The organism is Rhodococcus sp. 06-1460-1B, from assembly GCF_002258475.1.
Lineage (GTDB): Bacteria > Actinomycetota > Actinomycetes > Mycobacteriales > Mycobacteriaceae > Rhodococcoides > Rhodococcoides fascians.
On record NZ_NOYS01000018.1, the window covers coordinates 56,913 to 73,837 of the forward strand.

Genomic DNA, 16,925 nt, shown 5'->3' on the forward strand with positions numbered 1-16,925 from the left:
ATCACCCGACGCCTTGACTGACGCCATCCAAGACGTCACACTGGCGTCATGGAACTGAGCCAGTACACCGACACGCTGCGCACCGATTTGATGGCCGCGGCGGCGTTGGGCGATGAACACACCCGGCAGACAGCCGAGGCCCTCGGCAAGACCGCGGAAGCGTCGGCGCGGTTGATGCTGCTGACCGCCCTGTCGGACTTCGCGGCCGAGGTGTCGAACGCACTGGACGATCGAACCGTGGTCGTCCGCCTGGACGGTGGGCAGGCACACGCAGACGTTCGACGCAACGATTCGACATCGGACCACGACGGCGAGCCCAAAGAGCCTGTTGCCGAGGAGTATCCGACCATGGACGACGTCTCGGGCGAGGTACGACGCGTCACGCTCCGACTCGTCGAGCAAATCAAGGAACGAGCCGAGGACGCAGCGAACAACAGCGGGGTGTCCCTGAACTCGTGGCTCTCCCAAGCAGTTCAGGGCGCGCTACGAGATCAGATGCGCAAGGACCGCGGCTGGAACAACTGAGGGCTCACTCCCCTGTTTCTTTTCGCGCCTCTACTTCTTCTCTCTCCACTGTCGCTCGAACGGCAGCCGCCAGGCATGCGGCGCGATGAGTTGATGAATTGCGTTGGGGCCCCACGACCCCGGTGAGTACAGGCGCACGGGCGGTGGATCGGCCAGCAACGGCTCCGATACCTGCCACAGTCGTTCGATACCCTCCGCCGTCGTGAACAGCGTGTGGTCGCCGTACATGGCGTCGAGAATCAACCGCTCGTAGGCCTCGAGCACGTCGCCGGCGCGTTCGGTTTCGTGAGTGGCGAACTGCATGCTCAGTTTGTCCAGCCGCATCCCGGGCCCGGGCCGCTTGCCGTAGAACGACAGCGACACCTTCGATGCGTCCGCCAGGTCGAAGGTGAGGTGGTCGGGACCTTGCGCTCCGACGCCCGAACCGGCAGGGAACATGCTCTTCGGTGGCTCTCGGAACGCTATCGAAATGATGCGTTGGCCTTCGGCGAGACGTTTCCCGCTACGGAGGTAGAACGGCACACCTGCCCAGCGCCAGTTGTCTATTTCGCATTTCAGTGCGACGAACGTGTCGGTGTCGGAATCGGGGGCGACACCTTCCTCCGAGCGGTAGCCCGTATATTGTCCGCGCACAACATTTTTCGGGTCCAGCGGGACCATCGATCGAAACACCTTGTTCTTCTCTTCACCGATCGCACGCGGTTCGAGTGCCGTCGGCGGTTCCATCGCCATGAACGCGAGCACCTGGAACAGGTGAGTGACGACCATGTCCTTGTACGCACCGGTGGACTCGTAGAACCCGGCCCGACCGTCGAGGGCGAGCTCCTCCGGGATGTCGATCTGAACGTGATCGATGAAGTTGCGGTTCCAGATCGGCTCGAACAGCCCGTTGGCGAAACGGAACGCCAGGATGTTCTGCGCCGGTTCCTTGCCGAGGAAGTGATCGATTCGATAGATCTGTTCTTCGTCGAAGGTCTCGTGCAGGCGAGCGTTCAGGTCGATTGCGCTCTGCAGATCGGTTCCGAACGGCTTCTCCATGATGATGCGCGATCGCTTGACCAGGTCTGCGGAGGCGAGCGTATCCACTACGGCCAGTGCAGCTCTCGGCGGAACCGACAGGTAGTGCAACCGCCTGGCGTTGCCTCCGAGTTCGATCTCGGCCTCGGCTACCGCGGCACCCAGCGCCGCCGGCCCGGCTTTCTGCGAGACGTACGTCAGCCGCGACGCGAACTGCCGCCACTGTTCGTCGCCGACTTTACGGCTGGAGTACGCATTGATCGATTCGCGAGCAAGGGCGCGAAATTCGTCGGTGGACATCTCTTCGAGCGAGGTACCCACCACGCGGATGTTCGGTGCCAGCTCGGACAACGCCAAATGCATCATCCCGGATAGCAATTTCCGTTTGGCCAGATCTCCGGTCGCCCCGAACAGGACGACGACCTGGGGTGGAAGTTCGGTGTCGATGCCTGTCGGAAAAGTGGTCATGCTCGAAAATACTGGCATCGATCCGGATCGAGCGCACGCCGGATCATGTCATCGCAGCGCAGCGACGAGATCACCTCGGGTACCCACCACCACGCGTTCGAGTTCGAGCCACTCCGCCATCTCGTGCAGGACGTCGCGCAACCGGGGTGCGATGTCGCGTGGATCGCAGTCGCCTTCGACGTACGCCGCTATGACGTGTAGTTCCGAGTTGGCCCGCACGGCCTTGAGATCGACGCGCGCCACGAGATGGCCGTCCAGCAGGAAGGGAAATACGTAGTACCCGTGAATTCGCTTGTGCTGCGGGGTGTATATCTCGATGCGATAGTGGAAATCGAAGATTCTCTCCACACGCGGCCGATAGAAGATCATCGGATCGAACGGGCACAACAGGGTTGCGACGGTGGCAGTCCTCGGTGTTCTGGCGTCGCGGTGCACATAGGCCGGCGCGTTCCACCCTCGGACGGATACCTGCTCCAGGACGCCGTCTTCCACGAGGTCGGCGATTGCGGCCTTGGACTGCTTCTGGGAGAGCCGATAGTAGTCCCGCAGATCCGGCTCGGTGCCGATTCCCAGTGCACGAGAGGACTTTTCGATCAGGGCCCGCACCGCATCCGCTTCGTCGACCTGCCTGCGGAGAACAGCGTCGGGAAGCACCCGTTCGCTGAGCTCGTACTGCCGAACGAACCCGGACCGTGCCGGCACGCTGACCACTCCGGCAGCGAAGAGTTGCTCGCACACGACCTTGACGTCGCTTCGATCCCACCAGGGACCCTTGCGCCCGGGCTTCTCGACGTCGAGATGCTTCTCGATCTCACCCGCACTGGCCGCGCCGTGCTCTGCGATCACGGCGAGAACATCGTCCACCAGTGTGGGTTCACGATCGAGAATGCGGGCGGCTCCACCCCATCGACCGTGTCGGTACAACTCCATGCGCCACCGCATCAGCGGCCAGTCCTCCACCGGGAGCAACGCTGCCTCGTGCGCCCAGTATTCGACCAACCGCCTCGGGCGTCGGGTGGTGTCGGTCCAGGCGGCGTCGTCGAGGATTTTTCTGTCGTAGGCACCGACGCGACTGAACACCGGCGCGTAGTGCGCGCGCACCACCACCGACACCGAATCGATCTGCAACAACCCGGTGGTGTCGATGGCTCCGTGCACCGCGCTCTTGCTCGCCGGCCGCGTGCGCGATCGGGCCGACGCCAGTCCTTGGGCGGCCAAGGCGGTGCGGCGCGCCATGGCAGCGCTCATGTCTCGCATCGGGCCACCCTGTCACGATCCACCGACACGGTGGTTCAGGTGCTGAAGAGATTCTTGGCCTTGAGGATCAGCTCGTACAGTCCGTAGGCGAACGGCACGGACACCCAGAGCCATGCGATCACCATCGTTCCCTGCATTCGCGCGGTGGTCATGCCTTGGCTCCTGTCGAGGTCGTCGAATCGGCGGCGTCGGCCGAATCGGATTCATGGAATTTCGACGCCACCGGTTTGATGGCTTCGTTGGCCAGGAACCCGACGACCAACAATCCGATCATCACGTAGAAGGCCGGGAGGTACCGGCCGGTGGTTCCCGCCTCGCCGGCGTCGGCGATGGCGTTGACGATCAGTGGTCCCAGAACACCTGCCACCGACCATGCGGTGAGCAGTCGTCCGTGGATTGCGCCCACCTGGTACGTACCGAAGAGGTCCTTGAGATAGGCCGGAACGGTTGCGAATCCCGCGCCGTAGAACGACAGGATCAACAGCGCCGACACCATGAAGAGGATCTTGTTCGTGTTGGTGAACAGGGCGATGTACAGGTACAGGAGCGCGCCGACACCGAGGTACAGACGATAGATGTTCTTGCGACCCACCACGTCCGAGACCGAGGACCAGACGAAGCGACCGATCATGTTGGTCAGAGACAGGAACGCCACGAAACCAGCGGCCGCCGCGGCCAACGATTCCGGGGAGGTGGCGTCCGGAAAGAAGTCTTGGTAGATCCCGGAGCCGCGTTCGAGGATGCCGATGCCGGCAGTGACGTTGAAGCACAACACCACCCACAGGAGCCAGAACTGCGGAGTCTTGACGGCGTTGGCCGCGGAGACGTTGTGCGTCGAGATCATCGCCGACGCCGCGGGAGGCGTCCAGCCTTTCGGTGTCCACCCCTCGGCCGGGACTCTGATCAGCACGACTCCCAGCGCCATGAACACCGCGTACCCGACGCCGAGGGTGAGGAACGTCTTGGCGATCGAACCATCGGTGAAGCCGCCGAAGTTCACCATCAGTTGGCTGGTGAGAGGTGACGCGATCAGGGCACCGCCGCCGAAGCCCATGATTGCGATACCGGTCGCCATTCCCGGCCGGTCCGGGAACCACTTCATCAGCGTCGACACGGGCGAGATATATCCGATTCCGAGGCCGATACCGCCGATGAAGCCGTATCCGAAGATCACCAGCCAGAACTGGCCGAGTGCCATGCCGAGTGCGGAAATGAGCAGTCCCGATACGAAGAAGACAAGTGAGACGGCCATCGCCCAACGCGGGCCGTTCTTCTCCACTCTGGTGCCGAAGATCGCGGCCGACAGGCCGAGCATGACGATGGCGAGCTGAAACGGTATGGCGGTGACCGTTCCGCTGAGCCCCAGGGCGTCGGGCTGTGAGATGGCGTTCTTGAAGACGCTCCAGGCGTACGCAGATCCGATCGCCAGGTGTATCGACAGGGCTGCCGGGGGTATCAGCCAGCGACTCCACTCGGGCGTAGCAACGATTCTGGAGCGGTCGAGAATGGGGAGGGTCATCGAAATCCCTTGATATGGAGAGCGGTACAAATGTCGACTATCCCCTGCAGTCAAACACGAGCACGACCCTGCCTGCTCACAATCGGACATAGTTTCTTCACCGAACTCACTACATCGAGCCGCGTATCCTCGAGTGAGTGGATGTCGAGCGGTGGCGTAGCAGATTGCCGGTGAAACGAGCCTCGGACGGCGAGGTGATCGGATGGACCGTCGCACACAGCGCGGGTGAATCGGCCCCGTACGACGAACACGACGAGGGATACCTGGTCGATGCCGTCAATCCGGTGGGTATCACTGTTGCGCTGGGTGTGTCGCTGGTGGACGCGATTGCCGCCCTGGAGGAACGCGGACTGGCTTCCCTGTCGTTGCCACACTGGACGAAAGCCCCACTGCCGTTGCAGCCCGAGACCGATCTGCTGACACCGCAGGACGATTGGCAGTGGCGCCGGGTGTTGATGACTCAGCTCGACGACAACCGTGTCTGGATCAGACCCGCGTACCCGAGTTGGCCGGAACGACTTCTGGAAATTCCGTTGTCGATCCCAGCCGACGACGTGCTGCGATCCCACTCCCCTGTCGAGTCGGACTGAGTCGGTACTCGCGCGGCCGCAGCGTGCCGAGACGTACACGCCGGCTCGGGCCGCGGTCAGTCGGACAGACCGGCCGCGATCGTCCCGCCGAGTTCGTAGCAGCGCTCCCGCGACCCCTTGCCGCTGTCCACCAGGTGAGCGGTCTCGGCAACCTTGTCCAATCCCCAACCCGCCGCAATACTTTCGATTGCCCGCCCGGCACCAGCGGTATCACTGTTTCCGTACACCCACGCACCGTAGGGCTTTCCGGATACCGCATCGAGACTCGGGTAGTAGACGGTGTCGAAGAAGTGTTTCAGGGCACCACTCATGTAACCGAAGTTCGCCGGGGTACCGAAGAGAAAGCCATCGGCGGCAAGCACATCCGGGACTGTCGCGCCGAGCGCAGGCACACTGCGCACGTCCACACCGCTGATCTCCGGGTCACGGGCTCCGGCGAGGACCGATTCGAGCAGTTCCCGCATCGGCGGGCTCGGTGTGTGGTGAACGATCAGCAGAGTGCGCGCCATGTCCGTCAGCTCTCGGCACGTTCCAGTGCCACAGCACGTTTCATCGTCTCGCGAGCTCGCCCGCGATCACCCGCGTAATCGTAGGCCCGCGCCAGTCGATACGAATTTCGCCAGTTGTCGGGATCTTTTTCCCATTCGGCCTTGACCTGTTGGAAGAGTTCGTCGGCTGCGTCTCGTTCGATGCGCCCCGACGGCCTCCTCGGCAGATCGTCGACGTCGAGTTCGAGGCCTTCCTCTCGGATGCGCGACGCCAGCCGCTGATGGTCCAATCCTGCTTTGAGCGTCGCCCACACGATCCACAACCCGACGATCGGCAGCAGGATGACCCCGATCCCCAGGGCAGTACTGGCCACCCCGCCGTTCTGGATCAACGTCACTCCGCGCTGTCCGAGCAGGAAGAAGTAGAAGCCGAGGATCAACACCATCACTGCAATGATGGCGACGACTTTGGTCGCTTTGTTCACTGTCGATCAGCTCACAGATCCAGAAGCGGGTCGAGGCCGACGGTCAGCCCCGGCCGGGCAGCGATCTCTCGGACTCCGAGCAGTACACCGGGCGCAAAGGACGTCCGGTCCAGCGAGTCGTGTCGAATGCTCAGCGTCTCGCCCTGTGTCCCCAGCAGAACCTCTTGGTGCGCAACGAGTCCCGCCAGTCTGATGGAGTGCACGCGCACTCCGTCCACGTCGGCTCCGCGAGCACCGTCGAGCTCCGTCGTCGTCGCATCGGGACTCTTCGGGGTGCCCGCTGCCGCCCGCGCTTCGGCGATCAGCGCGGCGGTACGGTACGCGGTCCCCGAGGGCGCATCGGCCTTGTTCGGGTGGTGCAGCTCGATCACCTCGACGGAATCGAAGAATCGGGCTGCCTGCTGAGCGAAGCGCATCGACAGCACCGCTCCGATGGCGAAGTTCGGTGCAATCAACACACCCGTCTGTGGCGATCCGGCCAACCACTCACGAACCTGCTCGAGCCGCTGCTCGTCGAAACCCGTCGTGCCGACGACAGCATGGATGCCGTGCTCGACCAAGAACTGCAGGTTGTCCATGACCACATCGGGATGGGTGAAATCCACGACCACCTGCGCACCGCTGTCGACGAAGTTCGCCAGCGGATCGCCCTGGTCGACAGTTGCCACGAGTTCCAGATCGCCGGCTGCGTCGACTGCGGCGCAGATCGCCTGACCGACCTTGCCGCGTGACCCCAGTACCCCTACTCGAACAGGTGCCGTTGCACTCACGTCGTTCCCACACTCGTTTCGTCGTCGTCTTGTCGTCCTACCGAAGACCGAGCCTACTTCCAGGCCCCCGACACCGGCAGCTACGGTCGGTCGGTGAAGTCCAGCGTTCTGTTCGCCGACCGCGTCGATCTCGTCCGTGGCGGCCGCTATCTCCTCAGTGATGCGACCGTGCGGGTCGACGAGGGCGAGCACTGGGTGCTGCTCGGTGCCAACGGTGCCGGCAAGAGCACCCTGCTCAGCTTGCTGGGAGCCGTCGTCCATCCCACGCGGGGCGCGGTGCACGTACTTGGCCACCGCCTGGGCCGAGTGGACATGCGCGAATTACGCACGCACATCGGACACGTCGACCCTCGTCTGAAGATCGAGGCCCCGCTGACTCTGCTCCAGGTCGTCCTGACGGGACTGACCAACACGCCCGATCTGATCCCGAGATGGTCGGCCACCGAGGACGAGGTCGCTCGCGCCCACCGGCTCGTCGAGTCGCTGGGAGTCGCCCACCGCGTGGACGCGTCGTGGCACACCCTCTCCCAGGGCGAGCGGGGCCGGGCACTGATCGCTCGCGCACTGCTGCCCGATCCGGCGCTGCTGCTACTCGACGAACCCGCCACCGGCCTCGATCTGGCTGCCCGCGAACAACTCCTGACGGCGCTGGACTCGCTGCGTGCCGAACATCCCGGGCTCGCCAGCATCCTGGTCACCCACCATCTCGAGGAAATCCCCACCTCGACCACCCACGCATTGCTGATCCGCGACGGGCGCGTGCACGCTCAGGGGCCTGTCGACACGGTGCTGACCACGGACAACATCAGCACGTGCTTCGACCATCCGATCGAGATCTCTCGCCGTCGCGGGCGGTGGGTGGCCACCGCGGCCCACCGCTGACGGTCAGTCGAAAACGATGACCTGACGGATGGCGTTGCCGTCGGCCAATTCGTCCATGCCGCGGTTGATCTCGTCCAACGTGATGCGCGAGGAGATCAGCTTCTCGACGGGCAGTCGACCCTCGCGCCACATCTGGGCGTACGTCGGAATGTCGCGCGCCGGGACGGCCGAGCCGAGGTAACTACCGATGATCGTGCGCGCCTCGGCTACCAGACCGAGAGGTGAGATCGACGAACGGGCGTCGGGAGCAGGCAGGCCCACGGTGATCGTCTTTCCACCGGGAGCCGTTGCCGCGACTGCAGTCTCGAATGCACGGGCGTTGCCCGCTGCCTCGATGACGATGTCCGCCTTGATCCCCTTCTCTGCGAGATCCGCAGGCGAATAAACCTGTGTTGCACCCAGATCGGTTGCGGCGACGAGCTTGTCGGGGACGCCGTCGACACCGATGACCTCACCCGCACCGATCGATACCGCGGTCAGTACGGCCGCCATGCCCACTCCGCCGAGGCCGACCACCATCACCGACTGCCCCGGCTTCGGAGTTCCGGCGTTGAGGACAGCGCCGCCGCCGGTGAGCACTGCACAACCGAGGACCGCTGCGATGTCGGCTGGGATGTCGTCGTCGACCGGTACCACCGACTTTCTACTGACCACTGCGTGTGTGGCGAAGCCGGAGACTCCGAGGTGATGCTTGATCTCGGCACCGTCTCGATGCAATTTGATGTCTCCGCCGAGCAACGTGCCCGCATTGTTCGACGCGCTTCCCACGACGCAGGGCATCTGGCCGTCCGTGGCGCACCCCGCGCAGTCACCGCAGCGCGGCAGGAACGTCATGACCACACGGGTTCCGACTGCTATGTCGTCGACGCCCGCGCCGACTTCCTCGACGCGGCCCGCGGCCTCGTGGCCGAGCAGCATCGGTACCGGACGAACGCGATTACCGTCGACCACCGACAGATCCGAGTGGCACAGTCCGGCGGCTTCGATCCGGACGAGCAGTTCCCCGTCACCCGGTGAGCCCAGTTCGAGATCGGAGATGGTGATGGGATGCGAGTCCGCGAAGGGACGAGATCGGCCGATTTCTTCGAGTACAGCGCCGCGAATCTTCATCCCGCCAGACTATGCGGCTGCGCCGCATGTGAGTGGAACTTCGTAGCCCACTACGAAGTTCCACTCACATGGGCCGCAGGCCCTCACAGCGGCAGACGGGGCCTGAGCAGGTGTGCAACCAACGCCGTCCAGCCGGTTTGGTGTGTTGCTCCGAGTCCCTCGCCGGTGTCCCCGTCGAAGTACTCGTTGAAGGTCGGGTGCTCACTCCACAGTGGATCGGAACTCGATTCGATCCGCCGACCGTCGGCAGGCCGCTTGCCGTCGACAGGACGGAACAGTCCTGCCAAGCCGTTGTCGATCAAGTCTGCGGCATCGGTGAGAGTGCGATGGTTTCCCGAGCCGGTGGGAATTTCGATGGTGAACGAGTCGCCGTAATAGCGCCCGTAGGCGCGCAGCTTGTCCGCCAGCAGCACGTTCACCGGGAACCACACCGGCCCTCGCCAATTGGAGTTGCCCCCGAACATTCCGGTGCGCGACTCCCCCGGCTCGTACTCGATGGACAGGCTTCGACCGTCGACGTCGAACGTGACCGGCTCGCGGTACGAAGCCGACAAGGAACGAATACCGAACTCCGACAAGAACTCTTCCGAGTCGAACATGCGAGAGAGGATCCGCTTGAGACGTTCGGGCTGCACGAGGGTGAGCAGAAGGCGCACCTCGTTGCCTTCCCGACGCGCCAGCAACGGTGAGACCATTTCCGGCCGACGGTGCTGAACCCACCGCAGCCGCGCCGCGAGGTCCGGGCACTCCGCCTCGACCCAGGGCGGAATTTCCGTGGCCCCGAGAATGGGAAGCAGACCGACCATGGATCGCACTCGCATCGGTACCGCGTCGCCCTCTGGTTGGACGAGGACGTCGTAGAAGAATCCGTCTTCCTCGTGCCACAGCGAGATGTGCTGGGAACCGAACGAGTTGACCGCCTTCGCGATCGAGAGGAAGTGCGAGAAGAACTTGGTCGCGACGTCGTCCCAGGCGCTGTCGTGGCGCGCGAGCTCGAGTGCGATCTTGAACATCTGCTGGCAGTAGAACGCCATCCAACTCGTGGCGTCGGACTGCTCCAGACGGAAACCGGGAGGCAGCGGAGCGGACCGATTGAACAATCCGATGTTGTCCATGCCGAGGAACCCGCCCTCGAAGATGTTCGACCCCTCGGAATCCTTACGGTTGACCCACCACGCGAAATTGAGCAGCAACTTGGTGAACACCCGGACCAGGAACTCGCGATCCCGATAGCCGTCGATCCTATAGACGTGCCAGGCCGCCCACGCGTGCACCGGAGGGTTGACGTCGCCGAACTCCCATTCGTAGGCCGGCAGTTGGCCGTTGGGATGCATGGCCCATTCCCGGCACATCAGGACCAGCTGCTCCTTCGCGAAGTCCGGGTCCACATGTGCCAGAGGAATAGCGTGAAAGGCCAAGTCCCAAGCGGCGAACCACGGATATTCCCACTCGTCGGGCATCGAAATCACATCGGCCAGTGCGAGGTGACGCCAATGGGCGTTACGGCCCTTGGGGTCCTGACGCGAGTGCGGCGCCGGGGCTCCCACATTGTCGCCCTCGATCCACTGCTCGACGTCGTAGCGGTAGAGCTGCTTGGTCCACAACAGCCCCGCATATGCCCGGCGCGCCACGTGTCGATCGGCATCGGTGAGGTCCGCACCGATCACTGCGCCGTAGAACTCGTCCGCCTCCGCACGACGGTCTCCGGTGACCGCGTCGAATCCCGCACCGAACGTCTGCTCGTCCGGCCGATGGGGCGACAAGCGCAGTCGCACCGATTCGGTTGCGCCCGAGGCGATGTCGTCGAATCTATACCAGAATGCAGCCTTCGTTCCGGTCTGCTCGGGGTTCACCGCACCCTGTTCGCCGTCGACGACATGTCGGCCGATACCGTCCTTGGGGTACTTCGACAGGTTGTCCTGCCCCCACAAGGACTCTGCATTGGTTTCGTTGTCGCAGAACAACACTGACGGCGATCCCTCGGCACTGAGGTAGTACCGACCGAGAAAGCCATGATCGGCGGCAACGGCCTCGAGGCCGCCGGCCAGAAGTTCCGGTCGGGTCAGCTGGGTGAGCGATCCGCCGCGATCGTCGCGCCCCCACGACCAGGTGTTGCGCAGCCACAGTTGCGGCAGCAGATCGACCGATGCCGCCTCGGGTCCGTGATTGGTGATGGAGATCGTGATGCAGATGTCGTCGGGCGACGCTTTCGCATACGTGACCTGGACGTCGAAGAAGCGGTTCTCGTCCAGAATCCCGGTATCGGCCAATTCGTATTCGCGGTCGTCTCGGCCGCGTCGGGCACTCTCCTCGCGCAGGTGCGCGTACGGGTACTCCGCATGCGGGTAGCGGTAGAGCCACTGCATCCAACTGTGCGTCGGAGTGCCGTCGATCGCCCAGAAGTACTCCTTGACGTCCTCCCCGTGATTCCCCTCCTCGTTGGCCAACCCGAAGAGTCGTTCCTTGAGAATCGGATCCTTGCGATTCCACAGGGCGAACGCGAAATTCAGGAAACCGAATCGATCGCAGATTCCACCGATTCCGTCCTCACCCCAGCGGTAGGCACGCTTGTGCGCCTGATCGAACGGAAACGACGCCCACGCGTTTCCGTCCTCGGAGTAGTCTTCGCGCACCGTGCCCCACTGCCGTCCCGCCAGATACGGGCCCCACTGACGCCATGGCCCGCTGACCCCTGGTGACTCCGCCAAACGGTTGTGTTCGACGGTGGACGGGGTGGGAACGCTCACGGGATTGGTGGTCACGGCACACAGTCTGGTGCTTCCCGGTCAGCGATGCACGCCGACATTGGCGGCGAGGTACCCGACTCGGCGTTGTACCGCGGCGATCTCTCGGATGCCGTCGGTGAGCAGACTGCGCTCGAGCGGTGAGAGATCGGCCATGATCAGCACATCGCCGGGCCGATGGCCTGCCGTCATCTGATCGATCTGGTGTGACAGCCGCAGCCGTTGAAGCAGCGCGAACACCTCGGTCAACGTGGTGACGTCCCGTTCGGAGAGCATCCCGTTGCCCGACGCGGCCGCCAGACGCGCCGGTGTCGAGGCCGAGGCCATTCCCACCGACAGTCCACCCCACCGAGCGAGATTGACGATGGGAGTCAGTGCATGGGCCTTGAGGTCGAACGTGCCGCCGCGCCGCGCCAGCACGTCGCGCAGCGAACGCAGCCTGGCCCGTCCGGCAAGGGCGTCGCGAAGTTGCAGCCGCAGTGCATCGGGGTTGTCGACCAGCAGTCGGCGATAGGCCTCGGGAACGGTGTTCAACTCCCGCGGGCCCCACACCACCCTGCCGTCGATCATCAGCGACGACATGATGAGGCCGGAGTCCCCAGCCGGAGTGGAGCCTGCGGAACGACCAGAGGTTCCTGCTTTGCCACGATCGCCGAAGGGGTTGCTGAGCCAGTGGGCCGCGGCACTTTCCCATTGCCCGGCCGAGCGTGCGAATCTCGGCGAGCTCGCAACCGCACCGTTGGTGTCGGACGGCAACCCGGCACCGTCGAGGCTCGCGTGTACCCGCGCGGCCAGGCCCATCAGCACTTCGTCGCGAGTTCTCGGCACCGAGTTCGATCGTCCACGCACGTAGGGGTCGGCGGTGGTATCCGACCAAGTCAGAGCGCTGTCGACGTCCGAGGAGGGCATCGCCTCCCGTCGGGCGACGCTGCCCAGGGTGATCCAGGCGAAGTTGTGTCGCGGTACTTCGGGCCGCGCCGCCCATTCGATCTCCACGGCTCGGCGAACGAGGCTGTCGACCACGACGGACAGAATCGCGCTGACGGCCAGGGCGTCGGTCCCACCCCGGAACAGGTCCGCCACCAATCCCGGAACGAGCCTTCCTGCGTCGGCGAGTTCGGCCGATGTCGTTGCCGAGGTCACCGCGCGACGAACCACGAAGCTGCGACGCGTGGACGCGGCATGCAGATCGGAGTCCTCGACGACGCCGAGAACCTCGCCTCGGCTGGACACGACGGGCATGTGCCGCAGTCCCAGCTCGAGCATGTCCATCAGGACGGTGCCGGCCAACCGGTCCGCGGTGACCGTCTCTGTGGGCGACGTCATGACGTGCTCGACCGGGGTGTCGACGCCGATTCCCGCGGCGACCACCCGCACCCTGAGGTCACGGTCGGTGAATATTCCGTAGCGCGAACCTCGCAGCGGAACCAGGACGTACGAGCTGCCCTGTTCGGTCATGTGCCGAACTGCGTCTCGGACGGAGGTTCCGACAGAGACGAACACCGGTGGGGCCGAGAGCAGTTCGCCGACGGCGCGGCCGGCACTACCCTCGGCCGCCCCACCGCGATGCGTGCTGGCCGAGGTGACGGCGTCGGCCAGAAACGCCAGCCCGGTCGGCGTTGCGAACAGCGGTCGAATCAGCTCCCCGGGCAACCGAAGAACGGTGCTCGGCTCGGTTGCGCGCGCACAGAATTCGACCGTCCCGCCGACAAGCAACGCCGAGAAACCGAAGACCCCGCCCGGACCGATGGTGTCGATCGGTACGGCGGCGGGCGAGGTGTCGTCGGAGTGCACGATCACCACTCGACCGGTACGCACCACCCACACGGTGTCGGCCACATCGAGCTTCGACGTCGGGCCCACAACCCATGCGCCACTGGCATAGTCGAGTTCGACGGCTGCTCCGGCGATGTCGGTCAGTACCGCAGGTGACGCGCCTTGGAACGGTGGGTGCGCGCCGAGGAAGTCGGCAAGCTCCGATCTATCCGCCACGGATCAGGTCGGCGCACTTTTCCGCCATGGTCATGACCGTGATGTTGGGATTGACATACGGCAGCTTCGGCATCGCCGACGCGTCGACCACGCGTAGGTTCGAGATGCCCTTGACGCGCAACTCGGGATCGAGCACGGCCATGGTGTCGTCCACCGATCCCATCCGTGCCGTGCCTGCCGGGTGATAGACCGTGTTGTGGGTCTTGTGCACGTAGTCGAGCAGATCATCGTCGGTGACGGCATCGGGCCCGGGTGCGAGTTCGCGTTCGATCCAACCCGCGAGTGGACCGTCTGCGGCGATAGCGCGCGCCAGCTTCAGACCGGCGAGCATCACCGCGTCGTCGTGGCCGTCGGGGTCGGTGAAATAGCGCGGATCCACCTTTGCGCGATCGCGAAAGTCTCTGCTGCGCAACCGAACAGTTCCCCTAGAACGACCCTGGGTGACGTTGGGCGTCAAACAGAACCCGTTGTCGGTGGTCGGATAACCCCACCGGAGAGTGTTCATGTCGAACGGCACGCTGCCGTAATGCATCATGATGTCCGGGTAGTTCAGCGACGAGTCGGTCTGCGCGAACACGCCGATCTCCCACCACTGCGAGGACGTGGTGACCATGGGCTTGCTCGCCTCCCAGAACACCAGCCCCTCGACGTGGTCGTCGAGGTTCTCTCCCACTCCCGGTGAATCGACCCGAACGGTGATTCCCATCTCCTGCAGCTGTGCCGCCGGTCCGATTCCGGAGAGCATCAACAACTTCGGAGTGTCGATGGCACCGGCGGTGACGATCACTTCGCGTCGCGCGGACACGGTGTCGTAACCGGTCAGGTCGGGGCGTTGGTACCGCACACCCGTCGCGGTCAGCGACTCGTCGACCAGAATCTCGCTGATCCAGCAGTCGGTGCGCACCTCCAGGTTCGGCCGCGAGCCGATGATCGGATGCAGATACGCATGCGAGGTCGACATCCGCGAGCCGTCTTCTCCCGCGTTGATCTGAAACCAGCCCGCACCGTTGAGTACCGGCGTCCCGCGGTTGAATGCAACGGTGGGAAGCCCGACTCCGGCTGCCGATTCGAGCACTGCTGCACCGCATGGATCGTTCGGCGGCACGTCGCGGATTCGAACGGGGCCGTCATGTCCACGGCCGGTGTCGTTGTTCTCCACGCGCGCAACGAACGGCAGGATGTCCGACGCGCCCCAGCCCGTCGCACCGGCCGCGGCCCAATCGTCGAGAGTTTCCGCCGGCGGATGAAAAGCGATGCAGGAGTTGTGCGACGAGCAACCGCCGAGCACTTTCGCACGCGCATGCCGCATGAAGCTGTTGCCACGTTCCTGCGGTTCGACGGGGTAGTCCCAGTCGTAGCCGGAGTCGAGCAGATGCATCCACTCGACGAGTTCGAGAATTGCCTTGTCACCGACATCGGTCGGCCCTGCTTCGACAAGGCAGACGCTGACGGAGGGATCCTCGCTCAGTCGCGCGGCGAGCACACATCCCGCCGTGCCACCTCCTGCGACGACGTAATCGAACTGGGTGTCTGTCACTGCACGCTCCTTCTAATTGCCTGTGGAGGCATGTGATTTCAGAGTGCCGATGTGCTTGCGCCCCTTGAGTGCGTACCACAGCAGGCCTACGCCCAGGATGCCGCCGATGTAGACGAACGCACCGAACGTGTTGTACCAGGGGGTTCCGTACACGGCCTCGCGCGGCCAGGCGAGGTTGAGCGCCATCCCGGCACCCCACACCACCGCAGCGATGTTGACCGGCAGGCCGAACTTACCCATCGTGAAGTATCCACCGGGTTTGAGATCCTCCGGCGGCCACTCGCCTTTGATGCGCTTGACCAACAGTGGTCCGGTGACCATCAGATACGCGAGATAGATCATGATGATCGCGATCGAGGTGAGGACCGTGAAGATCTGCGGCTGACCGATGTTGACGACGAGGATCACGATGGCCAGCACGCCGATGGTCACCGCGGGCACCACCGGGGTCTGGGTCTTCGGATTCACCTTGGCCAGACTCTCACCGAAGGGCAACGCGTTGTCTCGCGCCATGGCGAACGTGAGCCGGATAGCCGCGGTGTGTACTGCCAGTGAGCAGACGAACACCGCAATGACGATGCAGATGAGGAAGACGGTGCCGAGCGGGCCCCACATCACCGATTCGACGATGGATTGCAGGCTGCCGTCGGGGCTACCGAGGGAAGGATCGTTCAGGTCCGGCGCGGCCATGACGGCGAACACCAGGATGGCTCCACCGATGACGAACGACGCGAGGATGGCGCGAAAGATCGCTTTGGGAGCGGTACGCCGAGGTTCGACGGTTTCCTCCCCGAGCGAGCTCGCGGTGTCGAATCCGTACATGACGTATCCCGACGCCAGCGACGCGACCAGGAAGGCACCGAGGTAGCCGCCGCTCTCACCGGCACCGTAGCCGTTGGTGGAGAAGAACACCTCGGGTCCACGAGTGATGTTGGCCGCGAGCAAGATCGCGATGAGCACGGCCGCGATGAGTTCGATGAACACACCCGCACTGTTGATCATCGCCATCAGTCGAACGCCCAGCGCGTTGATCGTGGTGGTGATGGCGATCAGAATCGCACCGAGCAGCACTGCATTGGCCGCGAAGTCGGTGGCACCCGAGCCGTCGCCGATGATCTGAAATCCGCTCCAGATACGTGGCAGATTCAGCTGCAGAGCGAGGGCAACGGCGGCCAGTGTCACGATCGATGCCGTGAGCATCAACCAGCCCGCCGACCAACCGACGATCCTGCGGCCCAACAGCTTCGCCCAGTTGTACACCGATCCCGCCACCGGATACTTCGCGGCCAACTCCATGAAGCACAGTGCCACGCAGAGCTGACCGACGAAGACCGCAGGCCACGACCACAGATACGCCGGCCCGGCGGTGCCGAAGCCGAAGTAGAACAGCTGAAAGGTGCCGGTGAGGATCGAGATGTAGCTGACGCCTGCGGCGAAGCTTGCAAATTTTCCGAGACTGCGGTCGAGCGATTCCTTGTAGCCGAAATCGTCCATTCCGCTCGAATTGTCGTTCAGTATTGCCATGCCTGTGGCCTTTCCCA

15 protein-coding genes are annotated in these 16,925 nt (G+C 64.0%); 3 read left to right on the forward strand and 12 right to left on the reverse strand.

The window, feature by feature from the left end; all coding sequences use genetic code 11:
* The first annotated feature begins 48 nt into the window (after window positions 1-48).
* Window positions 49-525, forward strand: coding sequence for a hypothetical protein (locus CH268_RS06300; RefSeq protein WP_032372573.1), 477 nt, complete (start codon window positions 49-51; stop codon window positions 523-525).
* A 30-nt stretch (window positions 526-555) separates the two neighbouring features.
* On the opposite strand, the gene zwf is transcribed toward CH268_RS06300, so the two are convergent.
* The 4 genes from zwf to CH268_RS06315 are packed head-to-tail and all read right to left on the reverse strand — an operon-like array spanning window position 556 to window position 4,786.
* Window positions 556-2,010 (reverse strand): glucose-6-phosphate dehydrogenase, encoded by a 1,455-nt coding sequence (zwf, locus tag CH268_RS06305; RefSeq protein WP_027496815.1) that lies wholly within the window; start codon window positions 2,008-2,010, stop codon window positions 556-558.
* Window positions 2,011-2,058: 48 nt separating this feature from the next.
* Entirely contained in the window at window positions 2,059-3,267 is a 1,209-nt protein-coding gene (locus CH268_RS06310; protein WP_094662962.1) for a winged helix-turn-helix domain-containing protein, read from the reverse strand.
* Window positions 3,268-3,302: 35 nt separating this feature from the next.
* On the reverse strand, window positions 3,303-3,419 hold the full coding sequence (locus tag CH268_RS28525; protein WP_420030340.1) for an MFS transporter small subunit: 117 nt from the start codon (window positions 3,417-3,419) through the stop codon (window positions 3,303-3,305).
* Window positions 3,416-4,786 carry an OFA family MFS transporter gene (locus tag CH268_RS06315; protein WP_027496813.1) on the reverse strand — a complete coding sequence of 457 codons (1,371 nt, stop codon included), beginning with the start codon at window positions 4,784-4,786 and terminating at the stop codon, window positions 3,416-3,418. The genes CH268_RS28525 and CH268_RS06315 overlap by 4 nt, the downstream gene beginning before the upstream one ends.
* A gap of 137 nt (window positions 4,787-4,923) precedes the next feature.
* Between CH268_RS06315 and CH268_RS06320 the strand changes: the two genes are divergently transcribed.
* A complete protein-coding gene (locus tag CH268_RS06320; protein WP_094662964.1) occupies window positions 4,924-5,376 on the forward strand; it encodes a hypothetical protein in 453 nt (150 codons plus the stop codon).
* Between the two features lie 56 nt (window positions 5,377-5,432).
* Here CH268_RS06320 and CH268_RS06325 read toward each other — a convergent pair whose 3' ends face one another.
* The 3 genes from CH268_RS06325 to dapB are packed head-to-tail and all read right to left on the reverse strand — an operon-like array spanning window position 5,433 to window position 7,119.
* The gene (locus CH268_RS06325) at window positions 5,433-5,885 is read right to left on the reverse strand and encodes a flavodoxin family protein (protein ID WP_094662966.1); all 453 of its coding nucleotides are present in this window, start codon (window positions 5,883-5,885) and stop codon (window positions 5,433-5,435) included.
* 5 nt (window positions 5,886-5,890) lie between these two features.
* A complete protein-coding gene (locus CH268_RS06330; protein ID WP_063216903.1) occupies window positions 5,891-6,310 on the reverse strand; it encodes a hypothetical protein in 420 nt (139 codons plus the stop codon).
* 50 nt (window positions 6,311-6,360) lie between these two features.
* Window positions 6,361-7,119, reverse strand: coding sequence for a 4-hydroxy-tetrahydrodipicolinate reductase (gene dapB, locus CH268_RS06335; protein WP_027496797.1), 759 nt, complete (start codon window positions 7,117-7,119; stop codon window positions 6,361-6,363).
* A gap of 93 nt (window positions 7,120-7,212) precedes the next feature.
* Here dapB and CH268_RS06340 point away from each other — a divergent pair, with 93 nt between their 5' ends.
* Window positions 7,213-8,001 carry an ABC transporter ATP-binding protein gene (locus tag CH268_RS06340; protein ID WP_094642990.1) on the forward strand — a complete coding sequence of 263 codons (789 nt, stop codon included), beginning with the start codon at window positions 7,213-7,215 and terminating at the stop codon, window positions 7,999-8,001.
* Window positions 8,002-8,004: 3 nt separating this feature from the next.
* On the opposite strand, the gene CH268_RS06345 is transcribed toward CH268_RS06340, so the two are convergent.
* The 5 genes from CH268_RS06345 to CH268_RS06365 all read right to left on the reverse strand — a co-directional run bounded on the left by CH268_RS06345 (window position 8,005) and on the right by CH268_RS06365 (window position 16,908).
* Window positions 8,005-9,111: an alcohol dehydrogenase catalytic domain-containing protein gene (locus tag CH268_RS06345; protein ID WP_094662968.1), complete on the reverse strand. Its 1,107-nt coding sequence runs from the start codon at window positions 9,109-9,111 to the stop codon at window positions 8,005-8,007.
* An 83-nt stretch (window positions 9,112-9,194) separates the two neighbouring features.
* A complete protein-coding gene (locus CH268_RS06350; RefSeq protein WP_255182308.1) occupies window positions 9,195-11,873 on the reverse strand; it encodes an MGH1-like glycoside hydrolase domain-containing protein in 2,679 nt (892 codons plus the stop codon).
* Between the two features lie 24 nt (window positions 11,874-11,897).
* Window positions 11,898-13,847 carry a putative nucleotidyltransferase substrate binding domain-containing protein gene (locus tag CH268_RS06355; RefSeq protein WP_032391504.1) on the reverse strand — a complete coding sequence of 650 codons (1,950 nt, stop codon included), beginning with the start codon at window positions 13,845-13,847 and terminating at the stop codon, window positions 11,898-11,900.
* Window positions 13,837-15,384 (reverse strand): GMC family oxidoreductase, encoded by a 1,548-nt coding sequence (locus tag CH268_RS06360; RefSeq protein WP_094662970.1) that lies wholly within the window; start codon window positions 15,382-15,384, stop codon window positions 13,837-13,839. The genes CH268_RS06355 and CH268_RS06360 overlap by 11 nt, the downstream gene beginning before the upstream one ends.
* A gap of 12 nt (window positions 15,385-15,396) precedes the next feature.
* A complete protein-coding gene (locus CH268_RS06365; RefSeq protein ID WP_032366458.1) occupies window positions 15,397-16,908 on the reverse strand; it encodes an APC family permease in 1,512 nt (503 codons plus the stop codon).
* Window positions 16,909-16,925 lie beyond the last annotated feature (17 nt).